Annotated in this window: 8 protein-coding genes and 2 rRNA genes; 9 read left to right on the top strand and 1 reads right to left on the bottom strand. The window is 39.6% G+C overall.

All coding sequences use genetic code 11. The features are described from left to right. Nucleotides 1–313 precede the first annotated feature (313 nt). From NKR20_RS16390 to tsaD, 6 genes are all read left to right on the top strand, one after another. A 23S ribosomal RNA gene (locus NKR20_RS16390) occupies nucleotides 314–3,231 on the top strand. 132 nt (nucleotides 3,232–3,363) lie between these two features. Continuing rightward, a 5S ribosomal RNA gene (rrf, locus tag NKR20_RS16385) occupies nucleotides 3,364–3,479 on the top strand. A 382-nt stretch (nucleotides 3,480–3,861) separates the two neighbouring features. Then, nucleotides 3,862–4,317 carry a tRNA (adenosine(37)-N6)-threonylcarbamoyltransferase complex ATPase subunit type 1 TsaE gene (gene tsaE / locus NKR20_RS16380; RefSeq protein WP_253427657.1) on the top strand — a complete coding sequence of 152 codons (456 nt, stop codon included), beginning with the start codon at nucleotides 3,862–3,864 and terminating at the stop codon, nucleotides 4,315–4,317. Continuing rightward, nucleotides 4,314–5,018, top strand: coding sequence for a tRNA (adenosine(37)-N6)-threonylcarbamoyltransferase complex dimerization subunit type 1 TsaB (tsaB, locus tag NKR20_RS16375; protein WP_121214344.1), 705 nt, complete (start codon nucleotides 4,314–4,316; stop codon nucleotides 5,016–5,018). Before tsaE ends, tsaB begins: the two co-directional genes overlap by 4 nt. A gap of 1 nt (nucleotide 5,019) precedes the next feature. Continuing rightward, nucleotides 5,020–5,466: a ribosomal protein S18-alanine N-acetyltransferase gene (gene rimI, locus NKR20_RS16370; RefSeq protein ID WP_253427649.1), complete on the top strand. Its 447-nt coding sequence runs from the start codon at nucleotides 5,020–5,022 to the stop codon at nucleotides 5,464–5,466. Continuing rightward, the gene (gene tsaD, locus NKR20_RS16365) at nucleotides 5,463–6,473 is read left to right on the top strand and encodes a tRNA (adenosine(37)-N6)-threonylcarbamoyltransferase complex transferase subunit TsaD (RefSeq protein ID WP_253427647.1); all 1,011 of its coding nucleotides are present in this window, start codon (nucleotides 5,463–5,465) and stop codon (nucleotides 6,471–6,473) included. Before rimI ends, tsaD begins: the two co-directional genes overlap by 4 nt. A 653-nt stretch (nucleotides 6,474–7,126) precedes the next feature. Here the strand turns inward: tsaD and NKR20_RS16360 are convergent. Beyond that, the gene (locus tag NKR20_RS16360; RefSeq protein WP_253427645.1) at nucleotides 7,127–9,070 is read right to left on the bottom strand and encodes an ABC-F family ATP-binding cassette domain-containing protein; all 1,944 of its coding nucleotides are present in this window, start codon (nucleotides 9,068–9,070) and stop codon (nucleotides 7,127–7,129) included. A gap of 198 nt (nucleotides 9,071–9,268) precedes the next feature. Here NKR20_RS16360 and NKR20_RS16355 point away from each other — a divergent pair, with 198 nt between their 5' ends. From NKR20_RS16355 to tatC, 3 genes are all read left to right on the top strand, one after another. Continuing rightward, nucleotides 9,269–9,901, top strand: coding sequence for a redox-sensing transcriptional repressor Rex (locus NKR20_RS16355; protein WP_097072378.1), 633 nt, complete (start codon nucleotides 9,269–9,271; stop codon nucleotides 9,899–9,901). A 79-nt stretch (nucleotides 9,902–9,980) separates the two neighbouring features. Next, complete coding sequence (locus tag NKR20_RS16350) at nucleotides 9,981–10,190, top strand: twin-arginine translocase TatA/TatE family subunit (protein ID WP_253427643.1); 210 nt, start codon at nucleotides 9,981–9,983, stop codon at nucleotides 10,188–10,190. A gap of 20 nt (nucleotides 10,191–10,210) precedes the next feature. Next, nucleotides 10,211–11,038 carry a twin-arginine translocase subunit TatC gene (gene tatC, locus NKR20_RS16345; RefSeq protein WP_253427641.1) on the top strand — a complete coding sequence of 276 codons (828 nt, stop codon included), beginning with the start codon at nucleotides 10,211–10,213 and terminating at the stop codon, nucleotides 11,036–11,038. Nucleotides 11,039–11,069 lie beyond the last annotated feature (31 nt).

Below are 11,069 nucleotides of genomic sequence, written 5' to 3'. Positions count from 1 at the left end.
AAGACTGAAGTAGACGTGTCAGCTGGTGTTTGGAGCTAGACATTAATAGGACTTTCTTTATATTGTTCTTTGAAAACTGGATAAAACGACATTGATAGCAACAAACAAAATTCAAGCATTCAATATTTAGCTAACGCTAAATATGATTAGTCTCCGACGGATGTCACAGATTTTGAGAGGAGTTAATTTTATAAACATCTGCATAGCAGACATTTATAAAATTCAAAATCTGGACGGCAATTTTGTCGAGACAAAATTGATTGAGTGTAAGTTCTTAAAATCTTCTCTGTTTGAGAAGTGTAACTAACTTTTAGGTTAAGTTATTAAGGGCGCACGGTGAATGCCTTGGCACTAGGAGCCGATGAAGGACGGTACTAACACCGATATGCTTCGGGGAGCTGTAAGTAAGCTTTGATCCGGAGATTTCCGAATGGGGGAACCCACTGCTCGTAATGGAGCAGTATCTTGACGTGAATTCATAGCGTCATGATGGCACACCCAGGGAACTGAAACATCTAAGTACCTGGAGGAAGAGAAAGAAAATATTCGATTCCCTGAGTAGCGGCGAGCGAAACGGGAATAGCCCAAACCAAGAGGCTTGCCTCTTGGGGTTGTAGGACACTCTATATGGAGTTACAAAAGAATGGATTAGGCGAAGCGATTTGGAAAGATCCGCCATAGAAGGTAAAAGCCCTGTAATCGAAAGTCCATTCTCTCTTGAGTGTATCCTGAGTACGGCGGAACACGTGAAATTCCGTCGGAATCCGGGAGGACCATCTCCCAAGGCTAAATACTCCCTAGTGACCGATAGTGAACCAGTACCGTGAGGGAAAGGTGAAAAGCACCCCGGGAGGGGAGTGAAATAGAACCTGAAACCGTGTGCCTACAAGTAGTTAGAGCCCGTTAATGGGTGATAGCGTGCCTTTTGTAGAATGAACCGGCGAGTTACGATTACGTGCAAGGTTAAGTTGAGAAGACGGAGCCGCAGCGAAAGCGAGTCTGAATAGGGCGAAAGAGTACGTGGTCGTAGACCCGAAACCAGGTGATCTACCCATGTCCAGGGTGAAGGTGAGGTAACACTCACTGGAGGCCCGAACCCACGCACGTTGAAAAGTGCGGGGATGAGGTGTGGGTAGCGGAGAAATTCCAATCGAACTTGGAGATAGCTGGTTCTCTCCGAAATAGCTTTAGGGCTAGCCTCGTGATGAGAATACTGGAGGTAGAGCACTGTTTGGACTAGGGGGGCATCTCGCTTTACCGAATTCAGACAAACTCCGAATGCCAGATATTTATACACGGGAGTCAGACTGCGAGTGATAAGATCCGTAGTCAAAAGGGAAACAGCCCAGACCACCAGCTAAGGTCCCAAAGTAATCGTTAAGTGGAAAAGGATGTGGCGTTGCTTAGACAACCAGGATGTTGGCTTAGAAGCAGCCATCATTTAAAGAGTGCGTAATAGCTCACTGGTCGAGTGACGCTGCGCCGAAAATGTATCGGGGCTAAACGATTCACCGAAGCTGTGGATGTGCATCTAAGATGCACGTGGTAGGAGAGCGTTCTAAGGGCGTTGAAGTCAGACCGGAAGGACTGGTGGAGCGCTTAGAAGTGAGAATGCCGGTATGAGTAGCGAAAGATGGGTGAGAATCCCATCCACCGTATGACTAAGGTTTCCTGAGGAAGGCTCGTCCGCTCAGGGTTAGTCGGGACCTAAGTCGAGGCCGACAGGCGTAGACGATGGACAACAGGTTGATATTCCTGTACCACCTCCCCGCCGTTTGAGTAATGGGGGGACGCAGTAGGATAGGGTAAGCGTGCGATTGGTTGTGCACGCCCAAGCAGTAAGGCGTGGAAGTAGGCAAATCCGCTTCCTGTAACGTTGAGCTGTAATGGGGAGCTCTTTAAGAGCGAAGTACCTGATTTCACACTGCCAAGAAAAGCCTCTAGCGAGGCGGGAGGTGCCCGTACCGCAAACCGACACAGGTAGTCGAGGAGAGAATCCTAAGGTGTGCGAGAGAACTCTCGTTAAGGAACTCGGCAAAATGACCCCGTAACTTCGGGAGAAGGGGTGCTCTCGAAAGAGAGCCGCAGTGAATAGGCCCAGGCGACTGTTTAGCAAAAACACAGGTCTCTGCAAAACCGTAAGGTGACGTATAGGGGCTGACGCCTGCCCGGTGCTGGAAGGTTAAGAGGAGGGGTTAGCGTAAGCGAAGCTCTGAATTGAAGCCCCAGTAAACGGCGGCCGTAACTATAACGGTCCTAAGGTAGCGAAATTCCTTGTCGGGTAAGTTCCGACCCGCACGAAAGGCGTAACGATCTGGGCACTGTCTCAACGAGAGACTCGGTGAAATTATAGTACCTGTGAAGATGCAGGTTACCCGCGACAGGACGGAAAGACCCCGTGGAGCTTTACTGTAGCCTGATATTGAATTTTGGCACAACTTGTACAGGATAGGTAGGAGCCAGAGAACTCGGAGCGCCAGCTTCGAGGGAGGCGTCGGTGGGATACTACCCTGGTTGTGTTGAAATTCTAACCCGTACCCCTTATCGGGGTAGGAGACAGTGTCAGGTGGACAGTTTGACTGGGGCGGTCGCCTCCTAAAAGGTAACGGAGGCGCCCAAAGGTTCCCTCAGAATGGTTGGAAATCATTCGTAGAGTGTAAAGGCACAAGGGAGCTTGACTGCGAGACCTACAAGTCGAGCAGGGTCGAAAGACGGGCTTAGTGATCCGGTGGTTCCGCATGGAAGGGCCATCGCTCAACGGATAAAAGCTACCCCGGGGATAACAGGCTTATCTCCCCCAAGAGTCCACATCGACGGGGAGGTTTGGCACCTCGATGTCGGCTCATCGCATCCTGGGGCTGTAGTCGGTCCCAAGGGTTGGGCTGTTCGCCCATTAAAGCGGTACGCGAGCTGGGTTCAGAACGTCGTGAGACAGTTCGGTCCCTATCCGTCGTGGGCGTAGGAAATTTGAGAGGAGCTGTCCTTAGTACGAGAGGACCGGGATGGACATACCGCTGGTGTACCAGTTGTCTTGCCAAAGGCATCGCTGGGTAGCTATGTATGGACGGGATAAGTGCTGAAAGCATCTAAGCATGAAGCCCCCCTCAAGATGAGATTTCCCATTACGTAAGTAAGTAAGATCCCTCAAAGACGATGAGGTAGATAGGTTCGAGGTGGAAGTGTGGCGACACATGGAGCTGACGAATACTAATCGATCGAGGACTTAACCACTAACTTGAATGGTCGTTAGTCAATGTCTTTATCCAGTTTTGAGAGAACAAGCTCTCTACAATGAAATAGGAACTTCGCCTAAGAGCGCAACATCCATGTTGCAACGGCGAAGCCAGTACATCCATGTACAAGTCTAGTGATGATGGCAAAGAGGTCACACCCGTTCCCATACCGAACACGGAAGTTAAGCTCTTTAGCGCCGATGGTAGTTGGGGGCTTCCCCCTGTGAGAGTAGGACGTTGCTAGGCAAATAAAAACCACCACTAAACTCTAGTGGTGTTTTTTTAATGAGTTCATTTAGTCAAAAGTAAAATCACATGGAAAGAAAAACGCATATTATTAGGAATAGTAATGTCTTTTTCCTAGAGGTGGTTTTATGAATCGGCAACGTTATCGTAGAAATTTATATACATTACTTTTTATTGTAATTGCTGCAGTAGTAGTATTGATTATGAATTATCTATAAATTCATAACGCTAAACGTCATTAAACTACTGAATAAAGAGCACATCACATTCACTACAATGGCTTGTGATGTGCTTTATTCATTTATTTTAGGTATTACATTTTGAACATTTGTGATACTTTAGGTAAACTAATGGTAATGTGATTGTGAGAGGAAAATCGTTTATGGAATTTCAAATAGAAATTAATTCATTGGAAGAGACTCAAAACTTGGCAAATAATTTAGCGCAATTAGTTGGTGCTCAAGATACAATTACACTTGAGGGAGATCTTGGTGCAGGAAAAACAACTTTTACTCAATCATTTGCAAAAGGGCTCGGAATAACGAGAACTGTAAATAGTCCAACCTTTACAATTATGAAACAATATGAAGGAAGACTACCGTTTAATCATTTAGATGTTTATCGTTTAGAAGATAGTGACGAAGATCTTGGTTGGGATGAAATCTTTTTTGGTGATGCGGTCACGATAGTTGAATGGGCACATTTAATAGAAGATGTTTTACCTGATGAACGGTTAGCAATTGAGATTTTTCGGAGAGATGGGGATAGAAGGCTATTTGTTTTAAAACCTTTTGGAGCCCATTACGAAAGAATGTGTGAGGAGTTATTAGGAAAATGATTTGGTTAGGAATTGAAACCTCAAATGCACCGTTATCAATTGCGGTTGTAAAAGATGGTCAAGTATTAATAGAAATCGTACAAAATTTAAAATTAACCCATTCAGTAACAGTAATGCCAACGATTCAAGAATTATTAGAAAAGGTTAATTTAAAACCTTCAGATATAGATGGAATTGCAGTTTCGGAAGGACCAGGTTCTTATACTGGACTTCGAATTGGAGTGACAGTTGCTAAAACAATTGCGTGGTCATTAAAAAAACCTGTTGTTGGTGTATCTAGCTTAAAAGTGTTAGCTGCAAATGCTCAATTATTTAATGGAATTATTTGCTCATTATTTGATGCAAGAAGACAAAACGTATATGCAGCTTCTTATACAGAGAATTTATCAGAAACTGTCATCGAAGAACAACATATTTCCATCGATGAATTATTAGAGAAACTCAAGGAAATGAGTAAACCAGTAATGTTTGTTGGATTGGATGTAGCAATTTTTAAAGAAAAAATCGTTGAGTGCTTAGGAGAACTAGCTTACTTTGCTCCAACAAGTTTACAATTACCAAGAGCCTCAAAATTAATTGAACTTGTACAAAATGAGCCGTTACCAAGTGTAGAAGAAATACATTCTTTTGTCCCAAAATATCATCGTATTGCCCAAGCAGAAGCGGAATGGATCAAGGAACAAAAGAGAGGAAATCAGTAATATGGTACATTATCGAAAAATGACACCAGAAGATGTGGAGGCAGTTCATCAAATAGAGCTAGCTTCTTTTCCTACACCTTGGACACTTGATTCTTTTCACTATGAGATGAGAGAGAATCCAAATGCTTACTATATAGTAGCAGAAGCTAATGATGGTAATATTATTGGATTTTGTGGTATGTGGGTAATTATTGATTCAGCTCAAATTACAAATGTTGCGGTAATCGAATCTGCTCGTGGTCAAAAGATTGGTGAAGGATTAATGCGTGAGGCAATAAAAGTTGCAAAAGAACGCGGTGTGGAAGTATTAAGTTTGGAAGTGCGTGTTTCAAACATAATTGCGCAAAACCTTTATCGTAAATTAGGATTTCAAGATGGCGGTATACGAAAAGGTTATTATACAGATAATCAAGAGGATGCTCTTGTCATGTGGGTGAATTTACAATGAAAGATACAATAATATTAGCAATAGAGACAAGTTGTGATGAGACAGCAGCAGCAATTATTCGTAATGGAACAGAAATCATCTCAAACGTTGTTGCGTCACAAATTGAGAGTCAGAAACGATTTGGTGGTGTCGTTCCTGAAATCGCATCACGACATCATGTAGAACAAATTACCATAGTAATTGAAGAAGCTTTAGAAAAGGCAAATATGCAGCCTTCAGATTTAACAGCGGTTGCAGTAACAGAAGGGCCAGGATTAGTAGGTGCTTTATTAATCGGTATTAATGCTGCAAAGGCGTTTGCATTTGTTCATAACTTACCGATTATTGGGGTACACCATATTGCAGGTCATATCTATGCAAATGCTTTGGTACAACCAATGCAATTTCCACTCTTAGCCCTTGTAGTTTCTGGTGGTCATACAGAATTAGTATTAATGAAAGAACACGGTAGTTTTGAAGTAATTGGGGAAACACGTGATGATGCAGCTGGCGAGGCATATGACAAGGTAGCAAGAGTACTTAAGATGCCATATCCAGGTGGACCACATATTGATCGCTTAGCACATGAAGCGGATGAAGCAGTTGAGTTTCCTCGTGCTTGGTTAGAGGATAGTTACGATTTTAGTTTTAGTGGATTAAAATCAGCTGTTATTAATTATAAACATAATATGGATCAACGTGGCGAGGAAATTAACCCTGCACATGTTGCACGAGGTTTCCAAGAGAGTGTTGTAGAAGTATTAACAACAAAAACGTTGAGAGCAGCGAAAGAATATAATGTAAAACAAGTCATTGCAGCAGGCGGAGTTTCTGCTAATAAAGGTTTACGCACAAGTTTGGAACAAGTCTTTGAGCAAGAAGGAATTGCATTTACAGTTCCTCCGCTAAAGTTATGCACAGATAATGCAGCAATGATTGGCGCTGCCGCTTCGTATATGTATGAAGCAGGTGTACGTGGGGAATTATCGATGAATGGTGTGCCAGGAAAAGAGTTAAAAAGTTGGTAATAAGGTAGTAAAGATAAAGTGCTAGGTAATTAAAGGGGGGTCCTAAATTTTTTTGGACATCCCTTTGCTTTTTAATAAATATTTCATAGCAATTATTGCTCCTGCGGTGGTCACATTAAAATGCCACCATCCTCGTCGCAAAAGAGTGTCTCAAAACAAGTTTTCAGACACTCTTTTTTTGTCGAAATTTTTCACCTATGCTCACTTATCCACAAAAAAGCTAAGTTATTAAAAGTTCTAAGTTTTGTTGGATTTTTCTGAAAACTTATCCACAGATTATTAATATTTTTATCAAAATGTCAAGACGAACATTCGTACTTATGCACATTCTGGGGATAAGTTGTGGGTAACTTGTGATAAACCTATATATAGTGTTGATTTTTACACACATAGATGTGAATAATTAAAAATTCAAATGTGGATAATGTGGGAAAGTCTGTTGATATGTTGATATTACTAGTTTTGTAATGTGAATAATTTTGTGGAGGAATTTTATCGAAATTTGTCTATTGACCAAGATATATGTAAATTATTTTTCGATAATAAATGGTAGGTGTCTAAAAAATGATTTTAAGTCTTCTATTTAATGAGTATAGAAAAGGCTGTGTAGAAAATTAAGGATTTTCAACACAGCCTAATTAATATTACCTTATTTAAGAATTTATATTCTCTAGTTCTTCATTTAATTCAAGCCATTGCATTTCTTTTTCGTCATGTTCAGATTTGGCATTGTCTAATTTGTTTTGAAGTTCCAATACTTTTTCGTGGTCACGGAAGATTTCAGGATCACACAATTGTTCTTCAATCTGAGCTATTTCCTCTGAGAGTTTATTCATCCCATTTTCAAGCTCTTCAATCGTACGACGAATTTGACGTTCTCGTTTTTTTGCATCTTTATCAATTTGTGATGTTGATTTTACGGTAGGAGCTTGCTTAATTTCTTTCGCATCAGCCGCTGCTTTCATTTCAGCTAACTCTTGTAATTCTTGTTTTTTCTCAAGGTAATAATCATAATCACCTAAATATTCAAAGGAGCCATCACTAGACATTTCAATAACCTTTGTAGCAATTCGATTAATAAAATAGCGGTCATGGGATACAAATAGTAATGTACCTGGATAATCGATTAGTGCATTTTCCAACACTTCTTTACTATCTAAATCTAAATGGTTTGTTGGCTCGTCGAGAATAAGTAAATTCGCTTTTTGCATCATAAGTTTCGCTAAAGCAAGTCGAGCTTTTTCACCACCAGATAATGAATGAACAGGTTTCAGTACATCTTCACCACTAAATAGGAAGCGTCCTAAAATTGTACGAATATCTTTTTCATTCATTAAAGGCCATTCATCCCATAGTTCAAGAAGTACGCTTTTGTTGCCTGTTAATTTTGCTTGCTCTTGATCATAATAACCGATTTGAACATTTGCACCATACCGAATATCTCCATGCATTAACGGTAAATCTTTTACAATTGTTTTTAGTAATGTTGATTTCCCTACACCATTTGGACCTACAAGTGCAACTCGGTCTTCACGGAATAGACGCATCGAAATATTTTTGGATATTGTATTTCCTTCATAACCAATAGCTAATTCATCTATGGAAAGAACGTCATTTCCACTTTGACGATCAATGGTGAATCCAAAATTTGCTGATTTTTCATCCCCATCAGGAGAGTCCATCCATTGTGTTTTTTCTAATACTTTTCGTCGACTTTGAGCCATTTTGGTAGTAGAGGCACGGGCAATATTTTTTTGGATAAATGCTTCTAATTTCGCTTTTTCATCTTGTTCTTTTTCATACAATTTTAAATCTCGTTCATAGTTTTTTGCCTTTTGATCTAAGTAAGCACTATAGTTCCCAACATATTTAGATACATGGTGGCGACTAACTTCATATACAATTGAAACAACTTGGTCTAAGAAGTAGCGGTCATGGGAAACGATTAGAATTGCTCCATCATACCCCTTTAAATAACTTTCTAACCAACTTAATGTCTCAATATCTAAATGGTTGGTCGGTTCGTCTAGAATAAGCAGATCTGGTTTGCTTAATAAGAGTTTCGCAAGAGCAAGTCTTGTTCGTTGCCCACCAGATAATGAAGAAATTAGTTTATTATAGTCTTCAGGGAAAAATTGCATCCCATGTAATACAGAACGTGTATCTGCTTCGTACTGATATCCACCAGCATCTTTATAATCATGTTGAAGTTGATCGTATTCAGCCATAATACGGTTATAAACTTCTGTGTTTTCGTATACAGCAGGGTCCGCCATCTTCTGCTCCAATTCACGTAACTTTTGTTCTTGATTACGAAGGGGAGCAAAGATTGTCATCATTTCGTCCCAAATAGATAATGTTGATTCGAGCCCTGTATGTTGTTCTAAGTAGCCTAGTTTTACATCTTTCGGTATGATAATCTCACCAGAATCATAAGACATTTGGCCGGCGATGATTTTTAGTAGCGTTGATTTTCCAGCACCATTACGTCCTACTAAAGCAACACGATCTTTATGTTGAACTTCTAATTTTACACCACTTAATATTTCATCTGTCGCAAAAGATTTATATAATTGATTTACTTGTAATACAATCATTCTTTACACCTCTGTTTCGCTAACATTAGTGTAATGGATGGGGGTGTTGTTCGCAACGAGGAGACTTTACTTATTTCAACATGTTTAGTAATATGATAACGATTTCTATAAAATTTTCTTTATTAATATAATAAGGTTCAGCCTTTTAATCATGATAAAATTGCTATTGTATTGGTTATATTGTTAGGGGGATATGGTTTGAAACAGGAAATGAAAATACCGCAAGCTACAACTAAGAGACTACCTCTGTACTATCGGTTTTTGCAAAATTTCGCAAATGAAGGTAAAAGAAGAATCTCATCACAGGAACTTAGTGAGGCAATGAAAATAGATTCTGCTACGATTCGTAGAGATTTTTCCTATTTCGGGGCACTTGGCAAAAAAGGGTACGGTTATGATGTTCTTTATTTACTTGAGTTTTTTAGACAAACACTTGACCAAGACGAGGGTGCAAACGTAGCTTTAATCGGGGTAGGGAACTTAGGTAATGCGTTTTTAAAATACAATTTTCAAAAAAACCATAATACAAGAATTGTAGTGGCTTTTGATTCAAAGGCACCACATGAGGGAACAGAAGTGAATGGAATTCCTGTGTATCATCCAGATCGGTTAGAGGAAATGTACCATGAATATAATGCAGAACTTGCAATTTTAACTGTATCTTCACGGTCTGCTCAAGTGATGACAGATCGACTTGCAGCAATCAACGCGAAAGGTATACTGAACTTTACGCCAGTACGTTTAAATGTACCTGAATCCATGAAGTTAATGAATATCGATTTGTCGGTTGAATTAGAAGCATTGATTTATTTAATTCGAAATAGTGACTGACGAAAAGTGTTCACATTATATATTAGCAAATTACGACAAGATGCGTTAAAATGTACATATAATAGAGGAGGTGGCTATCATGGTTGTGCATTTAAATGCAATCGGACCAGTGAGCCTAGTTATTATCGGTATTGTAGCTTTATTAATCTTCGGCCCTAAAAAGTTGCCAGAGCTTGGAAAGGCATTTGGCTCTACGCTTCGTGAGTTTAAAAAAGGTACAAAAGGGTTAATCGATGATGATGATCATGACACAAAGAAAGTCATTGAACACAAGGACCAAAACAAGTAAGTTAAGGATGTCACATTAGTATGAATCCAAAAGAACTCACTGTTATTGAGCATATTGAAGAACTAAGAAAGCGTCTCTTTATATGTGCTGCCTTTTTTGTAATAGCATTAATTGGGGGATTTTATTTAGCAGAACCAATCATTAAATATATCCAACATGAAGATGCTGAAAAATTGACGCTAAACGCGTTTAACGTAGGTGACCCGCTTACTGTTTATTTAGAAGTTACATTTGTTGTAGCATTAGTGATTACGTCCCCAATCATTTTATATCAACTATGGGCATTTATTACGCCTGGTTTACATGAGACGGAACGTAAAGCAACATTAAAATATATACCTTATTCATTTATACTGTTTATTGGTGGACTAGCATTTGGTTACTTTATTTTGTTTCCAAATGTTATGAATTTTATGATGAAATTATCGAATGATCTCGATATTCAGCAAACAATCGGTATTAATGAATATTTTTCATTCCTATTTAAATTAGTTGTTCCTTTCGGGTTAATTTTCCAATTGCCTGTTGTAACACTATTTTTAGCTAGGATTGGGTTATTAAATCCAAAACTTATGGTTAAGTTCCGTAAATACTCATACTTCGTTTTGTTTGTACTGGCTGTGCTTTTGGCACCTCCAGACTTGATTTCAAATCTACTTATTGCAATTCCACTTTTTATTCTTTACGAAATTAGTATTGTTATCGCACGTATAGGATACAAGAAATACGAAGAGGCGGAAGCGTTGAGAGTAAAAGAGGAAAAAGAAGCAGAACAAAAATTGCAGGTTGAACAAGCCTTAGCAGAACAACGCCGTCAAATTGAGGAAATGCGGAATATAAAGGGATAAACAACTTTAAATTAATTGTAAGGCACTTATG

It is taken from the genome of Ureibacillus endophyticus (genome assembly GCF_024159215.1).
GTDB lineage: Bacteria > Bacillota > Bacilli > Bacillales_A > Planococcaceae > Ureibacillus > Ureibacillus endophyticus.
The sequence above is the reverse complement of the archived record's forward strand: the minus strand, read 5'-3'. Positions and strand labels throughout refer to the sequence as shown.